Here is a 19,067-nt window from a genome sequence, read left to right as displayed (position 1 = left end):
CCAGCGAAGAGGCCTTCGAGCTCGGCGCCAACCTGATGGCCGCTTTCGCCGGCCAGCCGGCTCCTACACAGATGCCTGAGGGCCGTCGTTGAATTGCAGGGCCGCCAGGCGCGCATACAGCGGGTTGCTGGCAATCAGTTGCTGATGAGTGCCCACGGCCACCAGCCTGCCCTGGTCCATGACCGCAATCCGGTCGGCATTTTTCACCGTGGCCAAGCGATGAGCGATCACCAGGGTGGTACGGTTCTTCATCAGGCTGGGCAAGGCTTGCTGAATCAGATGCTCACTCTGCGCATCCAGGGCGCTGGTGGCCTCGTCCAGCAAAAGGATCGGCGCATCCACCAACAGCGCGCGAGCGATTGCCAGGCGTTGTCGCTGTCCGCCGGAAAGCCCCAGCCCGCCATCCCCTAGATGAGTCTGATAACCCTCTGGCATCTGCTCGATGAACTCGTGGGCATAGGCGATCTTCGCCGCGTCCTGGACCTGGCTCAGGGTCGCATCAGGATTGCCGTAGCGAATGTTCTCTTCGATGCTGCCGTAGAACAACGCCGGACTCTGCGACACCAGGGCAAAACAGCGCCGCAGATCCAGCGGATCGAGCTGGGTCAGGGGCACGCCATCCAGCAGTATCCGCCCCTGCTGCGGGTCGTAGAAACGCAGCAGTAGATCGTAGAGGGTGGATTTGCCCGCCCCCGACGGCCCGACCAACGCCAGGGTTTCTCCGGCATGGATCTTCAGGCTCAGGCCATCGACGGCGTAGCGGTCCGGCCGTGACGGATAGGAAAAGCCCAGGCCGTCCAGTTCCAGATCACCCCGCACGCGTGCCGGTAAGCTCACCAGGCCGCTACTGGGTGCCTGGATGATGTTGTCCGCCCGCAGCAGTTCGGCGATCCGCTCCGCAGCCCCAGCAGCGCGTTGCAGTTCGCCTATGACCTCACTCAAGGTGCCGAAGGCGCTACCGACGATCAGGCTGTAGAACACGAACGCCGCCAGCTCACCACCGGAAATGCGCCCGGCGATCACATCCATGCCACCGACCCAGAGCATCACCCCCACCGCGCCCAAGACCAGCACGATCACCAGGGTGATCAACCAGGCACGTTGGACAATACGCTTGCGCGCGGTATCGAAGGCCTGCTCCACCGTCACGGCAAAACGCTGCTCGTCCTGGGCCTGGTGGTTGTAGGCCTGGACCGTCTTGATCTGACCAAGCGTCTCGGACACATAGCTGCCGACATCGGCGATCCGGTCCTGGCTCAGCCGCGACAGACTACGCACCCGACGGCCGAAAATCAGGATCGGCACCAGCACCAGAGGCAAGGCCACCACCACTATGCTGGTGAGCTTGGGATTGGTGACGAACAGCAAGACGATCCCCCCCAACACCATCAGCGCATTACGCAGGAACAACGACAACGAAGAACCGATCACCGACTGCAGCAAGGTGGTGTCCGCCGTGAGTCGCGACTGGATCTCCGAACTGCGATTGTTCTCGTAGAATCCGGGATGCAGGTAGATCAGGTGATTGAACACCTGGCGCCGGATATCCGCTACACAGCGCTCACCGATCCAGGACACCAGATAGAAACGCACGAAAGTGCCTACCGCCAGGGCCAGGACCAGCAGCAGGAACAGAGCAATGGACTGATTCAGCAAATGCGGGGACTGGGTCATGAAACCCTGATCCACCAAAAGGCGAATCCCCTGCCCCATGGACAGGGTGATGCCCGCAGTGACAATCAATGCCAGCAAGGCACCAAGCGCCTGCCAACGGTAGGGAGCGATAAAACGGCTGGCCAGATGCAACGCCCGGCGATGACGAGAAGAGAGCATGCAGTTCATCCATTGGCGCACCGGCGACCGACCCGTTGTAGCGGCAGCAACGAGAGGAATTCGCAGGAACTTTGCTAAATCACAATGAGTCAGGTTGATTATGACCGCTGACACTAGAGCCTAGAGATTATCGGTCTAATCTGTGGCTGGCACTCCCCGGGCATTTCTGTTGGAGTGAAGTCGCCGGGCCAGCCCTTGTGGAGTTCTGTAACAGCTTGGTCACCCGGCCATTCTAGAGTAAGCACACAACCTGATGAGGAGACAGGCCATGTCCTTGCAACACAGCAGCAATGACAAGATTCAAGTGATCCGTACCCAGCCGAACCAGTCTCTGGGGTGTGCCATCATCGACGCCCAGGGTCGCGAAGTACCTATTACTGAAGACATGATCCAGAACGCCTGCCGCGAACTGGAAAAGCGACTGGTCAAGCCTGCTCAGCAAGATTGACACTCAGCCTCACGTCCTCTTGACCCGGCCAGACGGCCGGGTTTTTTATGCGCGCGCAATACTGCTTGCACGGGTTCAGAGTTCGCTGGCGCCCAGGGCTCGGACGATCTGGCTCAGAGCTGGCGAATCACCCTGAATCCGTACTTGCAGCCCGTCGATCTCGCGACGCTCCGGATAATGCTTGCGCAGGCCATCAAAGGCGCTGCGTTGCTGGGCGACATCATCCGCCAGGCTGCGGCGAAAATCCGCATCATCACGGCGCGGGTCGTACACCGCCCGACAGATCATCGCCAGGGCCCAGGCCGGGTCGGCATTGGCATTCAGGCTGACTTGCGGCACCCACGGCGCCGGCAGCAAGGTGGCCAGGCTGACCTGTTCGGCCTGACCGAGGAAGCGGCAATAGGCCTGGTAGATCTGCGCCGTGCCACGCTGCTTGCCATCCAGGCTGTAGCCGGCGATATGGGGCGTAGCCAGCACGCAAAGGTCCGCCAGCTCGCGATCCACTGTCGGCTCCTCTTCCCAGACATCCAGCACCGCCTGCAAATCCTCACGCTGCAGCAACACTTCACGCAGCGCCTGGTTATCCACCACCGGGCCACGGGCCGCATTGATCAGCCAGGTACCTTGCTTGAGCTGATTCAAGCGCTGCCGATCCAGCAGGTGCCAGGTGGAATGCTCGCCCTGCCGAGCCAGTGGCGTATGCAGGCTGATGACGTCGCAACGCTCGATCAATTGCTCCAGGCTGACGTAGTCACCGCCTTCCGCTGCCTGTCGCTGCGGGTCACAGACCAGGACCTGCCAACCCAGACCACGCAGGACCTTGATCAAACGCCCGCCGACTTCACCGGCCCCCACCACGCCGTAACAGCGTTGAGCCAGGTCCGCCCCTTCGATTTCGGCCAGGGTCAACAGACTGCCCAGCACATAATCCACCACACCACGGGCATTGCAGCCCGGCGCACTGGACCAGCTGATCCCCGCTTGCTGGAAGTAGTCCAGGTCCAGATGATCGGTGCCGATGGTGCAAGTGCCGACAAACCGCACCGGACTGCCTTCCAGCAATTGGCGGTCGACTTGCGTCACCGAGCGCACTAGCAACACATCCGCCTGCTCCACGGTAGCCCGATCAATGGCGCGCCCGGGGAAACGCCGGATCTCGCCGAAACCGGCAAAGAACTCTTCGATCAGGGGAATATTTTCGTCGGCAACAATCAACATGGCAGGCTCCTCGTGCGGAGCCGCAGTGTAGGCGCAGATGACAGGGCGAGCCAGCACGGCTTGAGGCCGAGCGCTCATTTCCCGGCGGCGGGCCATTACAAATCCACAACACTGGATTTTTTCCTGACCAGAGTGTCAACGCGTAGACTGTCGCGTCCCGCGCAACACACTTATGGACGCTACGCCCCGTGAATTCCGTGACCGACACCCCCTTCACCCCTGCCACCAGCCGCCCTGCCCGGGTCGGGCGCGAACTGCGCGACCTGCTGCGCCTGGCCTTGCCCATCATGATTGCCCAGGTGGCCACCACCGCCATGGGCTTTGTCGACGCCGTCATGGCCGGTCGGGTCAGTCCCCGGGATCTCGCGGCCGTAGCCCTGGGCAACTCGATCTGGATTCCGGTGTTCCTGCTGATGACCGGCACTCTGCTGGCCACCACACCCAAGGTGGCGCAGCGCTTTGGTGCCGGCACGCTGCATGAGATCGGTCCGCTGGTGCGCCAGGCCTTGTGGCTGGCTGTAGTGACCGGCATCTCGGCCACGCTGATACTGATCAGCGCCGAACCGATACTGCACCTGATGAAGGTCGACCCGGAACTGATCAAACCCTGCATGGGCTATCTGCACGGCATCGCCAGCGGCCTGCCGGCAGTCGCGCTGTACTACGTGCTGCGCTGCTTGAGCGACGGACTGGGCCGCACAGTGCCGAGCATGGTCATCGGGCTTTGTGGCCTGGCCCTCAACATCCCCATCAACTACATCTTCATCTATGGTCACTTCGGCGTGCCGGCCATGGGTGGCGTCGGCTGTGGCTGGGCCACGGCGATCGTGATGTGGGTCATGATGCTGGGCATGGCCGGCTGGGTTCACTGGGCGCCGGCCTATCGCAAGATCCAGCTGTTCAGCCAGTTCGACTGGCCACAATGGGCGGTGATCAAGCGCCTGGTGAGTATCGGTCTGCCCATTGGCATCGCGGTATTCGCCGAGTCGAGCATCTTCGCGGTGATTGCCCTGTTGATCGGCAGCCTGGGAGCCACAGTAGTGGCCGGACACCAGATCGCCCTCAACGTCAGCGCCCTGATGTTCATGATCCCCTACTCCCTGGCCATGGCCGTAACGGTACGGGTCGGCCAGTCTCTGGGGCGCCAGCAACCGCGCGACGCACGCTTCAGCGCCGGAGTCGGCATGGGCGCGGCACTGGCCTACGCCTGCTTGTCGGCGAGCCTGATGTACCTGCTGCGCGAACCCATCGCCTCGATCTACACCAACGACCCGATGGTGATCCAGGTGGCCTCGATGCTCATTGTGTACTCGGCGTTGTTCCAGTTTTCCGATGGCATTCAGGTCACCGCCGCCGGCGCACTGCGGGGCTATCAGGACACCCGGGTGACCATGATCCTGACCTTGTTCGCCTACTGGGGGATTGGTTTGCCGGTGGGCTACGCCCTGGGCCTGACCGATTGGTTCGGCGCGGCGCGGGGCCCGAGCGGTCTGTGGGAGGGGTTGATTGCCGGTTTGACCTGCGCAGCGCTGATGCTGTTGATCCGCCTGACACGCAGTGCGCGCAAGCAGATCCGCATCGGCCGTTCGGCGGGTTAATCGAGCTTCTTGCGAATCCAGTAGAGATAGGTGCCAGCCTCTTCCTGCTGCGCCACCAGTTCGTGATCAAGGAACACACAGAACTTGGGAATGTCGCGGCGGGTGGAGGGGTCGGTAGCGATCACTTTCAACAACCCGCCGGCGGGCAGGTCACGAATGTGCTGGTGCAGCATCATCACCGGCTCGGGGCAATTGAGACCGGTGGCGTCGAGGGTGCCGTCAACCGGCGTATCGATGATTTGACTCATGGTTCACTCCTGAAACAGGCGGCCATTGTCGCGCAATGGCGCCATCCGGTCATCTGTTGCGGTGATCCTGCGGGCGTCACCACAACACCCCGCGCCCGCAAGAGCTGGCGGGTGTAGGCGCTGGCTTGCCAGCGAAAACGTCCTCCTGGGCAACACAAGGCTCCAGGGCCCTTTCGCCGGCAAGCCGGCTCCTACGGGGCGTTGCGTGGTATGGCGGGGCTACGCCGATTTGGGCTTTTTCACATCCAGACGGCGCAGGTGGCAAGTGACTTCCTCGCGGTCGTGATACAGCTGCTTGCAGCCGATCGCCACACGAATCCCCCGCGCTTTGAAGCCCTCTTCAATCCGCTCCAGCAAACGCTTCACTTCGGCGTAACGCTGCTTCATCGGCAGTTTCAGGTTGACCACGGCCTCGCGACAATGACCCTCGCCGATCCAGGTTTCCAGAAGTGCGGCGTTGCGCGCCGGCTTCTCGACGATGTCGCAGACCATCCAGTCCACCGGCTGCCGTGGTTTGAAGGTAAAGCCGTCCGCCATCAGGTGCTGCACCAGGCCGGTGTCCATCAGGCTTTCGGCCATCGGGCCGTTATCGACGGCCGTCACCAGCATGCCGCGATTGACCAACTGCCAGGTCCAGCCGCCCGGCGCCGCGCCCAGGTCGACTCCGGTCATGTCGCTGTGCAGACGCTCGTCCCACTGATCCCGGGGGATGAAGTGATGCCAGGCCTCTTCCAGTTTCAGGGTCGAACGGCTTGGCGCTTCCCGCGGGAACTTCAACCGTGGAATGCCCATCGGCCACATGGCCGAGTTGCCGGCATCCGCCAGTCCGACAAAGACTTCACGCCCACTCTTGAAGGTCAACAGCAAGCGCGGCTTGGCGGCATCCTCCACCAGCTTGCCGGCAGCAGTCAGGGCCTTGCGCAGCGGACCTTCGAACTTCTTGCAGAAGTTCGACAGTTCCTTGCCGTCGTTGGTGTCCACCACTTCCAGCCACAGGCTGCCGCACTGGGGGAAGTGGGCCAGATGGGCGAGGATCACACTGATGCGGTCGGTTTCCGGCAGCTCGACGAAACCGCCACGGGCCCACTGCCGGGGGAAGATCAGGTCGGCAAAGTGCAGCCCCTGCATCAGGCGCTGGGTGCCGTCGTCCTCGGTACAGATGAACTCGGCGCAGGCGGTGCTGGGTTTGGCCTTGGCGTAGCCGGCAACATTCAGCCGGGCCGCGTGGTCGGCGATCTCGGAGCAGACTTCACCCTCGAAACCGGGCCGGCAATGGATAAACAGGGTGTTCATTGAATCTCCTGGGCAAATGGCGACGAATCGATGCGCAAACCTGCCCTGTAGCAAAGCCTGTCACGAAAACCGGCGCATGATAACCGAGTTCGGAACCTTGGACTGAACCCAGGAGTCCAGTGATTAGCTATAAGCCCCAAACAGAGCTAGGTTAACTCTCTGTCCGTATCACAGGCCCGTAGCCGTGCGGGCCACAAGGAGTCATTCAATGCCATCCCTCGATAGCCTGAAAACCCTTAAAACCCTAAAAGTCGACGACAAGACTTATCACTATTTCAGCCTGCCGGACGCCGCCAAGAGCCTGGGCGATATCGACGCCCTGCCCATGTCACTAAAAGTCCTGCTGGAAAACCTACTGCGCTGGGAAGACGACAAGACCGTCACCGGTGCCGACCTCAAGGCCCTCGCCGCCTGGCTCAAGGAGCGTCGCTCCGACCGGGAAATCCAGTATCGCCCCGCTCGTGTCCTGATGCAGGACTTTACCGGCGTGCCCGCCGTGGTCGACCTGGCCGCCATGCGCGCCGCCATGGCCAAGGCCGGTGGCGATCCACAACGGATCAACCCGCTGTCACCCGTGGACCTGGTGATCGACCACTCAGTGATGGTGGACAAGTTCGCCAGCAGCAGCGCCTTCGAACAGAACGTCGACATCGAGATGCAGCGCAACGGCGAACGCTATGCCTTCCTGCGCTGGGGCCAGAGCGCCTTCGACAACTTCAGTGTGGTACCGCCGGGCACCGGCATCTGTCATCAGGTCAACCTGGAGTACCTGGGGCGCACGGTCTGGACCAAGGACGAGGACGGCCGCACCTACGCCTTCCCCGACACCCTGGTGGGCACCGATTCCCACACCACCATGATCAACGGCCTCGGCGTGCTGGGCTGGGGCGTGGGCGGGATCGAAGCAGAGGCGGCGATGCTGGGCCAGCCGGTGTCCATGCTGATCCCGGAAGTCATCGGCTTCAAACTCACCGGCAAGCTCAAGGAGGGCATCACCGCCACCGATCTGGTGCTGACGGTGACCCAGATGCTGCGCAAGAAGGGCGTAGTGGGCAAGTTCGTCGAGTTCTATGGCGATGGCCTGGCCGACCTGCCCCTGGCAGACCGCGCCACCATTGCCAACATGGCCCCGGAATACGGCGCCACCTGCGGCTTCTTCCCGGTGGATGAGATCACTCTCGACTACCTGCGCCTGTCCGGGCGCCCGAGCGAACTGGTGAAACTTGTCGAGGCCTACAGCAAGGCCCAGGGCCTGTGGCGCCTGCCGGGCAAGGAGCCGGTGTTCACCGACAGCCTGGCCTTGGACATGGGCACCGTGGAAGCCAGCCTCGCCGGACCAAAACGGCCGCAGGACCGGGTTGCACTGCCCAATGTGGCCCAGGCTTTCACGGACTTCCTCGACCTGCAGTTCAAGCCCACCAGCAAGGAAGAGGGTCGCCTGGAAAGCGAGGGCGGCGGCGGTGTCGCCGTGGGCAATGCCGATCTGGTGGGAGAAACCGACTACCAGTACGAAGGCCAGACCTACCGCCTGAAAAACGGTGCGGTGGTCATTGCCGCAATCACCTCCTGCACCAACACCTCCAACCCCAGCGTGATGATGGCGGCCGGGCTGGTGGCGAAAAAAGCTGTAGAGAAAGGCCTGCAACGCAAGCCCTGGGTCAAGAGCTCACTGGCCCCTGGCTCCAAGGTGGTCACCGACTACTACAAGGCCGCCGGGCTCACGCCTTACCTGGACCAGTTGGGCTTCGACCTGGTGGGTTATGGCTGCACCACCTGCATCGGCAACTCCGGTCCGCTACAGGAGCCGATCGAGAAAGCCATCCAGCAAGCCGACCTCACCGTGGCTTCAGTGCTGTCGGGCAACCGCAACTTCGAAGGCCGGGTGCACCCGCTGGTCAAAACCAACTGGCTGGCCTCCCCGCCCCTGGTGGTGGCCTATGCCCTGGCCGGCACAGTGCGTATCGACATCAGCAGCGAACCGCTGGGTCAAGACAAGAACGGCCAGCCGGTGTACCTGCGGGACATCTGGCCCAGCAGCAAGGAGATCGCCGAGGCTGTGGCCCAGGTCAACACGCGGATGTTCCACAAGGAATACGCCGAGGTGTTTGCCGGTGATGCCCAATGGCAAGCCATTGACGTGCCCCAGGCCGCCACCTATGTCTGGCAGGACGACTCCACCTACATCCAGCATCCCCCTTTCTTCGACGACATTGCCGGCCCCCTGCCGGAAATCAAGGACGTCAGCGGTGCCCGGGTACTGGCGCTACTGGGGGACTCAGTGACCACCGACCACATCTCTCCCGCCGGCAATATCAAGGCCGACAGCCCTGCCGGCCGTTACCTGCGGGACAAGGGCGTGGAACCCCGGGACTTCAATTCCTACGGCTCGCGTCGGGGCAATCACCAAGTGATGATGCGCGGCACCTTCGCCAACATCCGCATCCGCAACGAAATGCTCGGCGGCGAAGAAGGCGGCAATACGTTCTACATCCCCAGCGGCGAGAAAATGTCGATCTACGACGCAGCCATGAAATATCAGGCCTCGGGCACGCCGCTGGTGGTCATCGCCGGTCAGGAGTACGGCACCGGCTCCAGTCGTGACTGGGCCGCCAAGGGCACCAACCTGCTGGGGGTCAAGGCGGTGATTGCCGAAAGCTTCGAGCGTATTCACCGCTCCAATCTGGTGGGCATGGGGGTCTTGCCCTTGCAGTTCAAGCTCGACCAGAACCGCAAGAGTCTGAAACTCACCGGCAAGGAGACCCTGGACATCCTTGGCCTGAGCGATGTGGAACTGACTCCACGGATGAACCTGCCCCTGGTGATCACCCGCGAGGATGGCAGCCAGGAGAAAATCGAGGTGCTGTGCCGCATCGATACCTTGAACGAAGTCGAGTACTTCAAGTCTGGAGGGATCCTGCACTACGTGTTGCGACAGCTGATTGCATCCTGATCCGCTACGAAACCAGACACCGCCTTAGGGCGGTGTTTTTCGTCGGGCTGTCGTACAAAACTCAGCTGGTTATACTTGCCGCCCGCCGAAGCTGACTCACCGGTCGCAATGGCGACTACAGATCCGGCGCTGAACAACGTTTCTGCAACACCCCTTTCTTTTGCAACAAGGATTCCACATGACCGCTTTGCCATGGATGTATCTGGCACTCCTTTCTATTGGCTACGCACTGGCTCTGAGCTACGGGCAACTGGGACTGCTGGCCGCCCTCTCGATCTTCCTGCTGCTCTGCGCCGGATTCGCCGTACGCCAGCAACGCAGCCGCATCGGCCAATACCTGGGCCACGGCCTGTTCGTGGTGATCGCCCTGGCCCTGGCCATGCACTGGCTGCCAGGCTTTTACAACGGCCGGGCCATTGATCCGCAGCGTTTTACCGACGACGCCGTGCCCTTCTCCATGTACCTGAATCAGGACAAACCGCTGATCGGCTTCTGGCTGCTGCTGGTCTGCCCCTGGATCGTCGGTCGGCGCTCGCTGCGCCTGTCGCTCTACGCCACGGTGCTGGCCCTGGCGGTGTGCGCAGTCGCCGCATTGGGTGGCGCATTGCTGCTGGGAATCATCAGTTGGGCGCCGAAATGGCCGGATCAGGCCTGGTTGTGGGTATTGAACAATCTGCTGCTGGTGACCCTGGTGGAGGAAGCGCTGTTCCGTGGTTACATCCAGGGCGGCCTGGGCCGGAGGTTCAAGGCCCTTCCCTATGGCGAGAACCTGGCACTGCTGTGTGCGGCCCTGCTATTCGGCCTGGTACACCTGGGTGCTGGCTGGCAATGGACCCTACTGGCGGCCATCGCCGGGGTCGGCTACGGTCTGGCCTATCGCTTTGGTGGCCTGGGTGCGGCAATCGCCACTCACTTTGCTCTCAATCTGCTGCATTTCGGCTTGTTCACCTATCCGATGCTCGCCGGATAACCCAGCGAAAAGTTGTCAAAACCAGTACTTCAGGACAATTGACTATCAAGGAAGAAGGTCAATGATTAGCGCCTCGCCAAAGCCACCGGAACCTCGGTGGCGCATTTTGCAAGCGACAGCTTCTGCCAATGAGACCCAGCGCCGATTATTGAAAAATAATTTCAATAATCGGCTGAAGCGGCCGACAACCCATCAAAGCCTTGCGGATTGAAAAACCATGCGTAATAACCAGCCTGTCACTCAGCGCGAACGTACCTTCCCGGCTCAACAACGGTTGATTTCCACCACCGACGCCAAAGGCGTGATCACCTACTGCAACGATGCTTTTGTCGAGATCAGTGGGTTCTCCCGTGAAGAACTGGTTCGCGCGCCGCACAACCTGGTCCGTCACCCTGATGTACCCGCGGCAGTGTTCGCGCACATGTGGGGCACCTTGAAACAAGGCCTGCCATGGATGGGCATCGTCAAGAACCGCTGCAAGACCGGCGACCACTACTGGGTCAACGCCTATGTGACACCAGTGTTCGAAGGCAACCAGGTGGTGGGCTACGAATCGGTACGGGTCAAGCCCACTGCCGAACAGGTGCGCCGCGCCGAAGCCCTCTATCAGCGCATCAACCAGGGCAAGTCGGCCATTCCCAAGCGTGACAAGTGGTTGCCGATCCTTCAGGACTGGCTGCCGTTCATTCTGGTCAGCCAACTGAGCTTCATGATCGGCGCCTGGCTCAACTCCCACTGGGGCTTTGCCCTGGCCGCAGCCCTCTCGGTGCCGCTGGGCCTGTTGGGCCTGAGCTGGCAGCAACGAGGCCTCAAGCGCCTGCTGCGCCTGGCCGAACAAACCACTTCCGACCCGCTGATCGCCCAGATGTACACCGACAGCCGTGGCGCCCAGGCGCGCCTGGAAATGTCGATCTTGAGCCAGGAAGCCCGCCTGAAGACTTGCCTGACCCGCTTGCAGGACACTGCGGAGCACCTCAACGAACAGGCCCGACAGTCCGACACCCTGGCCCACAACAGCTCCAGCGGCCTGGAACGTCAGCGGGTCGAGACCGAGCAGGTGGCCACAGCGGTCAACCAGATGGCCGCCACCACCCAGGAAGTGGCCAGTCACGTACAACGCACCGCTGACGCTACCCAGGAGGCCAATCGTCTCACCGGTCGCGGCCGGGATATCGCCGGGGAAACCCGCGAAGCCATCCAGCGCCTGTCGGTGGTGGTGGGCGAAACCGGCCTGACCGTGACCCAACTGGCCAAGGACAGCGACGAGATCGGCGGCGTAGTGGATGTGATCAAGGGCATCGCCGACCAGACCAACCTGCTGGCCTTGAACGCCGCCATCGAAGCGGCGCGCGCTGGGGAAATGGGCCGCGGCTTTGCCGTGGTCGCCGATGAAGTGCGCCAGCTGGCGCAACGCACCAGCGAGTCCACCGGACAGATCCACACCCTGATCGCCAAGCTGCAACAAACCGCCGCCACCGCAGTGCAAACCATGGATGCCGGTCACCGTCAGGCCGAAGAAGGCGTGGCCCGGGTGCTGGAAGCCGACCAGGCGCTGGTGGGCATCAGTGAAGCGGTGGCCAACATCACCGACATGACCACCCAGATCGCTGCAGCCACCGAAGAGCAAAGCTCGGTGGCCGAAGAAATCAGCCGCAACATCAGCACCATCGCGCAACTGGCGGACCAGACTTCGGAGCAGGCCCAGCACTCGGCCGAACTCAGCGAAGCCCTGACCCGCACGGCGCACACGCAGTACTCGCTGGTGGAGCGCTTCAACCGCTGAGTCCCTGGACTGGCGACAAAAAACCGGAAGCCAAGGCTTCCGGTTTTTTTATGCCCGCAAACCCGCCCAACAAATGTTGGAGCGAGCTTGCTCGCGATAAATCTTCACCGCGATACAAGTTCGAGGACCGAGTGAACGCTTCGCGAGCCAGCTCGCTCCTACAGGATCAGGTCGGCGCTTGCAGGAACGCAGCGACCTTGGTCGCCGCGGACTCCAGGTGCTGCTCGTGGGTGAAACCGGAAGCCTTCAGGGGCTTGAGATCGTGATCAGCGGCCGTCAGCCAGTACAACTCGATAGCAGGTGCCAGTGAGTAGGCTTCGACCGCCTGGCGATTACCCAGGGCGTCACGCTCGCCCTGCACGATCAGGGTCGGCGTCACCAGTTCGGCCAGGTGCGCCACTCGCGGCTTCTCCGGCTTGCCGGCGGCATAGAAGGGATAGCCCAGGCACACCAGGGCATCGGCAGCCAGCTCATCGGCCAACAAGCTGGCCATCCGCCCGCCCATGGACTTGCCGCCCACCGCCAAAACCCCAGTGACATAAGGTCGCACCAAGGCATGCACCTCGCGCCAGCACTCCAGAAGCTTGGGTGCCGGGTTGGGCGGTCGCTTGCCACCGTCCAGGCGCCGCTGGGCCATGTAGGGAAACTCGAAGCGCAAGACGTTCACCCCATGCCCGGCAAGGCGTGCAGCGATGTCGCTCATGAACCCGCTGTCCATTGGCGCGCCGGCACCGTGGGCCAGGATCAGGGTCGGTGCCTGCAACGGGTCGGCAACAGCGGCGACCTCCCATAACCAGCCCCGCTCGCGCACGCACTGCGCCCATTGATCCCCGTCAATACTGGCCTTGTGCTCATTGCTCATGCTTGCCTCGCTTTTAGTCTGCCTATAACTCCAGACGAAGTGAGCGCGCCTTGCCGTGCGCAGTCGCTTTCACTTCAGCTGAACCGTGGATGGGGAACCATGAACACTTCTATCAGTACCGCCTACAACTACAAGGTGGTCCGCCAATTCGCCATTATGACGGTGGTGTGGGGCATCGTCGGCATGGGGCTCGGGGTTTTTCTCGCTGCCCAGTTGGTCTGGCCCGAACTCAACTTCGATCTACCGTGGACCAGCTTCGGCCGTCTACGTCCGCTGCACACCAACGCAGTGATCTTCGCCTTTGGCGGCTGCGCACTGTTTGCCAGCTCGTTCTACTCGGTGCAACGCACCTGTCAGACCCAGTTGTTCGCGCCGAAAATCGCCGCGTTCTGCTTCTGGGGCTGGCAGCTGGTCATCCTCTTGGCGGCTATCAGCCTGCCACTGGGCTACACCAGCTCCAAGGAATACGCCGAACTGGAATGGCCGATCGATATCCTGATCACCATTGTCTGGGTGGCCTACGCCATCGTGTTCTTCGGCACCCTGGTGAAGCGCAAGACCAAGCACATTTATGTGGGTAACTGGTTCTTCGGCGCCTTCATCATCACCGTGGCCATCCTGCACATCGTCAACAACCTGGAACTGCCGGTCAGCTTCACCAAGTCCTACTCGGTGTATGCCGGTGCGACCGATGCAATGGTGCAATGGTGGTACGGCCACAATGCCGTGGGCTTCTTCCTGACCGCGGGCTTCCTGGGGATGATGTACTACTTCGTACCCAAGCAGGCCGAGCGTCCGGTTTACTCCTATCGCTTGTCCATCGTGCACTTCTGGGCACTGATCACCCTGTACATCTGGGCCGGTCCGCACCACCTGCACTACACCGCGCTGCCGGACTGGGCACAATCCCTGGGGATGGTGATGTCCCTGGTACTGCTGGCGCCAAGCTGGGGCGGCATGATCAACGGGATGATGACCCTCTCGGGCGCTTGGCATAAGTTGCGCAGCGACCCGATTCTGCGCTTCCTGGTTGTGTCGCTGGCGTTCTACGGCATGTCGACCTTCGAAGGTCCGATGATGGCGATCAAGACCGTCAACGCCCTCTCCCACTACACCGACTGGACCATCGGCCACGTACACGCCGGCGCTCTGGGCTGGGTGGCGATGATCTCCATTGGCGCGCTGTACCACCTGATCCCGAAAGTCTTCGGTCGCGAGCAGATGTACAGCGTCGGCCTGATCAACACCCACTTCTGGCTCGCCACCATCGGTACCGTGCTCTACATCGCTTCGATGTGGGTCAACGGCATCGCCCAGGGCCTGATGTGGCGTGCAGTCAACGAAGACGGCACCCTGACCTACTCGTTCGTCGAAACCCTGGTGGCCAGCCACCCAGGCTTCATCGTGCGACTGGTGGGTGGTGCGATCTTCCTCAGCGGCATGTTCCTGATGGCCTACAACACCTGGCGCACCGTACGTGCCGCCGTGCCAGCCGAAGTCAACGCCGCTGCGCAGATGGCCTGAGGAGTCCGCCATGAAACACGAAACGATTGAAAAAAACGTCGGCCTGCTGATGCTGCTGATGGTCTTCGCGGTGAGCATCGGCGGTCTGACCCAGATCGTCCCGCTGTTCTTCCAGGACGTCACCAACAAGCCGGTGGAAGGCATGAAGCCCTACACCGCCCTGCAACTGGAAGGCCGTGACATTTACATCCGCGAAGGCTGCGTACAGTGCCACTCGCAGATGATCCGTCCGTTCCGCGCTGAAACCGAACGCTATGGTCACTACTCGGTGGCCGGTGAAAGCGTCTGGGACCACCCGTTCCTGTGGGGTTCCAAGCGTACCGGTCCGGACCTGGCCCGTGTCGGCGGCCGCTACTCCGATGACTGGCACCGTGCGCACTTGTACAACCCGCGCAACGTCGTGCCCGAGTCGAAGATGCCGGCCTACCCGTGGCTGGTAACAGCACCGGTGGACAGCAGCCATACCGAAACCAAGCTCAAGGTCATGCGCACTCTCGGCGTGCCCTACACCGACGACGACATCGCCGGGGCCACCGCCTCGCTCAAGGGCAAGACCGAGATGGACGCCCTGGTGTCCTACCTGCAAGTGCTTGGCACTGCGATCAAGAGCAAGAGGTGAGCCATGGGTTTTGAACTCGATAGCGGCATGATCCGCGGGCTCGGGACCCTGGTGGTGATGATCGCCTTCATCGGCCTGTCGATCTGGGTATTCAACGCCAAACGCAACCCCGAGTTTGCCCAGGCACGCCTGCTGCCCTTCGCCGACGATCCGGCGCCGGGCGCGGCGCACGCCGGCCATTCATCTGATGACGCTCAACCTCAAGAGCCTGCGACAAGGAGCATTCGGCCATGACCACCTTCTGGAGTACGTGGATCTGCGTACTGACCATCGGCAGCCTGATCGGCCTGACCTGGCTGCTGGTCGGCACCCGCAAGGGTGAAACCAAGGGCAGCGTGGACCAGACCATGGGCCACGCTTTCGATGGCATCGAGGAGTACGACAACCCCCTGCCGCAATGGTGGTTCCTGTTGTTCGCCGGGACCCTGGTGTTTTCCGTGGGCTACCTGATCCTCTACCCGGGTCTGGGCAACTGGAAAGGCATCCTGCCGGGCTATGAAGACGGCTGGACCCAGACCAAGGAATGGGAAAAGGAAATGGCCAAGGCGGACGTGAAATTTGGGCCGATCTTCGCCAAATTCGCTGCCATGCCCGTGGAAGAAGTGGCCAAGGACCCACAAGCACTGAAGATGGGTGGACGCCTGTTCGCTTCCAACTGCTCGGTGTGCCACGGCTCTGACGCCAAGGGTGCTTTCGGCTTCCCCAACCTGGCGGACGACAACTGGCGGTGGGGCGGCAGCGCTGACACCATCAAGGCCACCATCATGGGCGGCCGCATGGCGGCCATGCCGGCCTGGGGTGAAGTGCTCAAGGAAAACGGGGTGAAGAACGTTGCGGCCTATGTTCGTCATGAACTGGCCGGCCTGCCTCTGCCTGCAGACAGCGATGCTGACCTGCTGGCCGGACAGCAAGCATTCAGCACCACTTGCGTAGCCTGCCACGGCGCCAACGGCAAGGGCACCGAGATCATGGGCGCGCCCGATCTGACCCAGCCTGCCGGCTTCATCTACGGCACCAGCCTGGCGCAACTGCAACAGACCATCCGCCACGGTCGCCAGGGCCATATGCCGGCGCAGAGCGAACTGCTCGGCAATGACAAGGTGCAACTGCTGGCCGCCTACGTGTACAGCCTCTCCCACGGCAACAAGCAACAAGCCGCAAACGACCAGTAAGGCAACATCCGCAGGCTGCAGGTTTTCAACTTGCAGCCTGTCACTTGAAGTTCCCCCTGCCTCTTTGCGACCAAGTGTCGCACCCCTCTCCCCCGCCGCGTTTGCACTGATCCGAATCAGGTCTAAGCTTGCCCCGAAGCGCACTGGCAATGACCGGTCACAGGCCATCGGTATCCTAGACGTTCGAAGCTTTCGCTCGATGACAGGCCGCAAAGGCTGGTTTATACCGGCTGTCGACTGGCTTACCGCCTGTCAGCTGATCCGCGGGCTTCCACACACCCGGTTACATCTGACCTGACACCCCGAGTTTTTTGTCCACTGCGACATTTTGTCCGAGGGCATTTTTTGTCCCTACTCGGCATAGGGAAAGGCCGCAGAATCAGGCATGGAACGCATTGACCCAGGTCATGGCGCGTTGCAATGACCCCCTGCTTTCTCCATACTTGCGGCCGATTTTTATCCCTAATAAAACACCCAAACCGTGGAACCTTAGAATGAGCACAGCAATCAGTCCGACTGCTTATAACTATAAGGTAGTCCGCCAGTTCGCCATCATGACGGTGGTCTGGGGGATCCTTGGCATGGGGCTCGGTGTCTTCATCGCCTCGCAACTGGTCTGGCCGGAGTTGAACTTCGGTCTGCCATGGACGACCTTTGGACGCCTGCGCCCGCTGCACACCAACCTGGTGATCTTCGCCTTCGGTGGATGTGCATTGTTTGCCACCTCTTACTATGTCGTGCAGCGAACCTGCCAGACGCGACTGATTTCCGACAGCCTTGCGGCCTTCACCTTCTGGGGTTGGCAAGCGGTGATCGTCGGTGCGATCGTGACCCTGCCACTGGGTTACACCACCACCAAGGAATACGCCGAACTGGAATGGCCTCTGGCTATCCTGCTGGCGATCGTCTGGGTCACCTACGGCCTGGTGTTCTTTGGCACCATCACCAAGCGCAAGACCAAGCACATCTACGTCGGTAACTGGTTCTACGGTGCCTTCATCGTGGTGACCGCGATGCTGCACATCGTCAACCACGCCTCCCTGCCGGTCAGCTTCTTCAAGTCCTACTCGGCCTATGCCGGTGCGACTGACGCCATGATCCAGTGGTGGTATGGCCACAACGCCGTGGGCTTCTTCCTGACCACCGGCTTCCTGGGGATGATGTACTACTTCGTACCCAAGCAGGCCGAGCGTCCGATCTACTCCTATCGCCTGTCCATCGTGCACTTCTGGGCGCTGATCACCCTGTACATCTGGGCCGGTCCGCACCACCTGCATTACACCGCTCTGCCGGACTGGGCCCAGTCCCTGGGCATGGCCATGTCGATCATCCTGCTGGCACCCAGCTGGGGCGGCATGATCAACGGCATGATGACCCTGTCGGGCGCCTGGCATAAGCTGCGCACCGACCCGATCCTGCGCTTTTTGGTGGTATCCCTGGCGTTCTACGGCATGTCGACCTTCGAAGGTCCGATGATGGCGATCAAGACCGTCAACTCGCTCTCGCACTACACCGACTGGACCATCGGCCACGTACACGCCGGCGCTCTGGGCTGGGTAGCGATGATCTCCATCGGCGCCCTGTATCACCTGATTCCGAAAGTCTTCGGTCGTCAGCAGATGCACAGCACCGGCCTGATCAACACCCACTTCTGGCTGGCTACCATCGGTACCGTGCTCTACATCGCCTCGATGTGGGTCAACGGTATTACCCAGGGTCTGATGTGGCGTGCAATCAACGATGACGGCACCCTCACCTACTCCTTCGTCGAAGCGCTGCAAGCCAGCCACCCGGGCTTTATCGTCCGTGCTCTGGGCGGTGCGTTCTTCGCCACCGGCATGCTGATCATGGCGTACAACGTGTTCCGTACCGTTCGCGCCTCGAACCCGGCTGAAGCTGAAGCCGCCGCTCAGATCGCTGTAGTTGGAGCTCACTGATGAAGCACGAAGTAGTCGAGAAGAATATTGGCCTGCTGGCCTTCTTCATGGTCATCGCCGTCAGCATCGGCGGCCTGACCCAGATCGTTCCGCTGTTCTTCCAGGACGTCACCAACAAGCCGGTGGAAGGCATGAAGCCGCGCACCGCACTGGAACTGGAAGGCCGCGACGTGTACATCGCCAACGGCTGTGTCGGCTGCCACTCGCAGATGATCCGTCCGTTCCGTGCTGAAACCGAACGCTACGGTCACTACTCGGTGGCCGGCGAAAGCGTCTGGGACCACCCGTTCCTGTGGGGTTCCAAGCGTACCGGCCCGGACCTGGCCCGTGTCGGCGGCCGCTACTCCGATGACTGGCAGCGTGCGCACCTGTACAACCCGCGCAACGTTGTTCCCGAGTCGAAGATGCCGGCTTATCCGTTCCTCGTAGAAAACAAGCTCGACGGCAAAGACACCGCGAAGAAAATGGAAGTCTTGCGCACGCTCGGCGTCCCTTACACCGACGAAGACATCGCCGGTGCCAAGGATGCCGTGAAGGGCAAAACCGAAATGGACGCGCTGGTGGCCTATCTGCAAGGCCTGGGCACCATCATCAAAAGCAAACGGTGATCTA

The 19,067-nt window shown here is 61.7% G+C and carries 16 protein-coding genes; 11 read left to right on the top strand and 5 right to left on the bottom strand.

All coding sequences use genetic code 11. From position 1 onward, the window contains the following. Positions 1-63 precede the first annotated feature (63 nt). Entirely contained in the window at positions 64-1,842 is a 1,779-nt protein-coding gene (locus FW796_RS24615) for an ABC transporter transmembrane domain-containing protein (protein ID WP_346631790.1), read from the bottom strand. A gap of 259 nt (positions 1,843-2,101) precedes the next feature. On the opposite strand from FW796_RS24615, the gene FW796_RS24610 reads away from it, so the two are divergent. Then, positions 2,102-2,281, top strand: coding sequence for a PA1571 family protein (locus FW796_RS24610; RefSeq protein WP_346631791.1), 180 nt, complete (start codon positions 2,102-2,104; stop codon positions 2,279-2,281). Between the two features lie 75 nt (positions 2,282-2,356). Here the strand turns inward: FW796_RS24610 and pdxB are convergent, their stop codons facing one another. Continuing rightward, positions 2,357-3,499 (bottom strand): 4-phosphoerythronate dehydrogenase PdxB, encoded by a 1,143-nt coding sequence (gene pdxB / locus FW796_RS24605; protein ID WP_446440191.1) that lies wholly within the window; start codon positions 3,497-3,499, stop codon positions 2,357-2,359. A gap of 188 nt (positions 3,500-3,687) precedes the next feature. Here pdxB and FW796_RS24600 point away from each other — a divergent pair, with 188 nt between their 5' ends. After that, the gene (locus tag FW796_RS24600) at positions 3,688-5,097 is read left to right on the top strand and encodes an MATE family efflux transporter (protein WP_446440190.1); all 1,410 of its coding nucleotides are present in this window, start codon (positions 3,688-3,690) and stop codon (positions 5,095-5,097) included. Here FW796_RS24600 and tusA read toward each other — a convergent pair. Both tusA and rlmM read right to left on the bottom strand, forming a co-directional pair. Then, positions 5,094-5,345 (bottom strand): sulfurtransferase TusA, encoded by a 252-nt coding sequence (gene tusA, locus FW796_RS24595; protein WP_047302965.1) that lies wholly within the window; start codon positions 5,343-5,345, stop codon positions 5,094-5,096. The two genes, FW796_RS24600 and tusA, sit on opposite strands and share 4 nt — an antisense overlap. 219 nt (positions 5,346-5,564) lie before the next feature. Continuing rightward, on the bottom strand, positions 5,565-6,638 hold the full coding sequence (gene rlmM / locus FW796_RS24590) for a 23S rRNA (cytidine(2498)-2'-O)-methyltransferase RlmM (protein WP_404938868.1): 1,074 nt from the start codon (positions 6,636-6,638) through the stop codon (positions 5,565-5,567). A 208-nt stretch (positions 6,639-6,846) separates the two neighbouring features. On the opposite strand from rlmM, the gene acnA reads away from it, so the two are divergent. The 3 genes from acnA to FW796_RS24575 all read left to right on the top strand — a co-directional run bounded on the left by acnA (position 6,847) and on the right by FW796_RS24575 (position 12,341). Continuing rightward, positions 6,847-9,588 carry an aconitate hydratase AcnA gene (gene acnA, locus FW796_RS24585; protein WP_404938866.1) on the top strand — a complete coding sequence of 914 codons (2,742 nt, stop codon included), beginning with the start codon at positions 6,847-6,849 and terminating at the stop codon, positions 9,586-9,588. A 178-nt stretch (positions 9,589-9,766) separates the two neighbouring features. Then, positions 9,767-10,558 (top strand): CPBP family intramembrane glutamic endopeptidase, encoded by a 792-nt coding sequence (locus FW796_RS24580; RefSeq protein WP_346631796.1) that lies wholly within the window; start codon positions 9,767-9,769, stop codon positions 10,556-10,558. A gap of 217 nt (positions 10,559-10,775) precedes the next feature. Then, a complete protein-coding gene (locus FW796_RS24575) occupies positions 10,776-12,341 on the top strand; it encodes a methyl-accepting chemotaxis protein (protein ID WP_346631797.1) in 1,566 nt (521 codons plus the stop codon). A 166-nt stretch (positions 12,342-12,507) separates the two neighbouring features. On the opposite strand, the gene FW796_RS24570 is transcribed toward FW796_RS24575, so the two are convergent. After that, the gene (locus FW796_RS24570; protein ID WP_446440189.1) at positions 12,508-13,203 is read right to left on the bottom strand and encodes an alpha/beta family hydrolase; all 696 of its coding nucleotides are present in this window, start codon (positions 13,201-13,203) and stop codon (positions 12,508-12,510) included. 99 nt (positions 13,204-13,302) lie between these two features. Here FW796_RS24570 and ccoN (FW796_RS24565) point away from each other — a divergent pair, with 99 nt between their 5' ends. The 6 genes from ccoN (FW796_RS24565) to ccoO (FW796_RS24540) all read left to right on the top strand — a co-directional run bounded on the left by ccoN (FW796_RS24565) (position 13,303) and on the right by ccoO (FW796_RS24540) (position 19,063). Next, entirely contained in the window at positions 13,303-14,727 is a 1,425-nt protein-coding gene (gene ccoN / locus FW796_RS24565; protein ID WP_346631799.1) for a cytochrome-c oxidase, cbb3-type subunit I, read from the top strand. Positions 14,728-14,737: 10 nt separating this feature from the next. Next, complete coding sequence (gene ccoO / locus FW796_RS24560; protein ID WP_123725346.1) at positions 14,738-15,346, top strand: cytochrome-c oxidase, cbb3-type subunit II; 609 nt, start codon at positions 14,738-14,740, stop codon at positions 15,344-15,346. Positions 15,347-15,349: 3 nt separating this feature from the next. Continuing rightward, the gene (locus FW796_RS24555) at positions 15,350-15,580 is read left to right on the top strand and encodes a cbb3-type cytochrome oxidase subunit 3 (RefSeq protein ID WP_123725347.1); all 231 of its coding nucleotides are present in this window, start codon (positions 15,350-15,352) and stop codon (positions 15,578-15,580) included. Beyond that, positions 15,577-16,518 carry a cytochrome-c oxidase, cbb3-type subunit III gene (ccoP, locus tag FW796_RS24550; protein ID WP_123725348.1) on the top strand — a complete coding sequence of 314 codons (942 nt, stop codon included), beginning with the start codon at positions 15,577-15,579 and terminating at the stop codon, positions 16,516-16,518. The genes FW796_RS24555 and ccoP overlap by 4 nt, the downstream gene beginning before the upstream one ends. Before the next feature lie 494 nt (positions 16,519-17,012). Further along, positions 17,013-18,455 (top strand): cytochrome-c oxidase, cbb3-type subunit I, encoded by a 1,443-nt coding sequence (gene ccoN, locus FW796_RS24545; RefSeq protein WP_159897364.1) that lies wholly within the window; start codon positions 17,013-17,015, stop codon positions 18,453-18,455. Then, positions 18,455-19,063 (top strand): cytochrome-c oxidase, cbb3-type subunit II, encoded by a 609-nt coding sequence (ccoO, locus tag FW796_RS24540; RefSeq protein WP_011060240.1) that lies wholly within the window; start codon positions 18,455-18,457, stop codon positions 19,061-19,063. Before ccoN (FW796_RS24545) ends, ccoO (FW796_RS24540) begins: the two co-directional genes overlap by 1 nt. Positions 19,064-19,067: the final 4 nt, after the last annotated feature.

Source organism: Pseudomonas sp. 910_21 (genome assembly GCF_052850735.1).
The sequence above is the reverse complement of the archived record's forward strand: the minus strand, read 5'-3'. Positions and strand labels throughout refer to the sequence as shown.

Bases quoted from the DNA above. Each gene is read 5' to 3' on its own strand.
- FW796_RS24615 (WP_346631790.1), bottom strand. From the start codon at position 1,842: ATGAACTGCATGCTCTCTTCTCGTCATCGCCGGGCGTTGCATCTGGCC.
- FW796_RS24610 (WP_346631791.1), top strand. From the start codon at position 2,102: ATGTCCTTGCAACACAGCAGCAATGACAAGATTCAAGTGATCCGTACC.
- pdxB (WP_446440191.1), bottom strand. From the start codon at position 3,499: ATGTTGATTGTTGCCGACGAAAATATTCCCCTGATCGAAGAGTTCTTT.
- tusA (WP_047302965.1), bottom strand. From the start codon at position 5,345: ATGAGTCAAATCATCGATACGCCGGTTGACGGCACCCTCGACGCCACC.
- rlmM (WP_404938868.1), bottom strand. From the start codon at position 6,638: ATGAACACCCTGTTTATCCATTGCCGGCCCGGTTTCGAGGGTGAAGTC.
- acnA (WP_404938866.1), top strand. From the start codon at position 6,847: ATGCCATCCCTCGATAGCCTGAAAACCCTTAAAACCCTAAAAGTCGAC.
- FW796_RS24580 (WP_346631796.1), top strand. From the start codon at position 9,767: ATGACCGCTTTGCCATGGATGTATCTGGCACTCCTTTCTATTGGCTAC.
- FW796_RS24575 (WP_346631797.1), top strand. From the start codon at position 10,776: ATGCGTAATAACCAGCCTGTCACTCAGCGCGAACGTACCTTCCCGGCT.
- FW796_RS24570 (WP_446440189.1), bottom strand. From the start codon at position 13,203: ATGAGCAATGAGCACAAGGCCAGTATTGACGGGGATCAATGGGCGCAG.
- ccoN (WP_346631799.1), top strand. From the start codon at position 13,303: ATGAACACTTCTATCAGTACCGCCTACAACTACAAGGTGGTCCGCCAA.
- ccoO (WP_123725346.1), top strand. From the start codon at position 14,738: ATGAAACACGAAACGATTGAAAAAAACGTCGGCCTGCTGATGCTGCTG.
- FW796_RS24555 (WP_123725347.1), top strand. From the start codon at position 15,350: ATGGGTTTTGAACTCGATAGCGGCATGATCCGCGGGCTCGGGACCCTG.
- ccoP (WP_123725348.1), top strand. From the start codon at position 15,577: ATGACCACCTTCTGGAGTACGTGGATCTGCGTACTGACCATCGGCAGC.
- ccoN (WP_159897364.1), top strand. From the start codon at position 17,013: ATGAGCACAGCAATCAGTCCGACTGCTTATAACTATAAGGTAGTCCGC.
- ccoO (WP_011060240.1), top strand. From the start codon at position 18,455: ATGAAGCACGAAGTAGTCGAGAAGAATATTGGCCTGCTGGCCTTCTTC.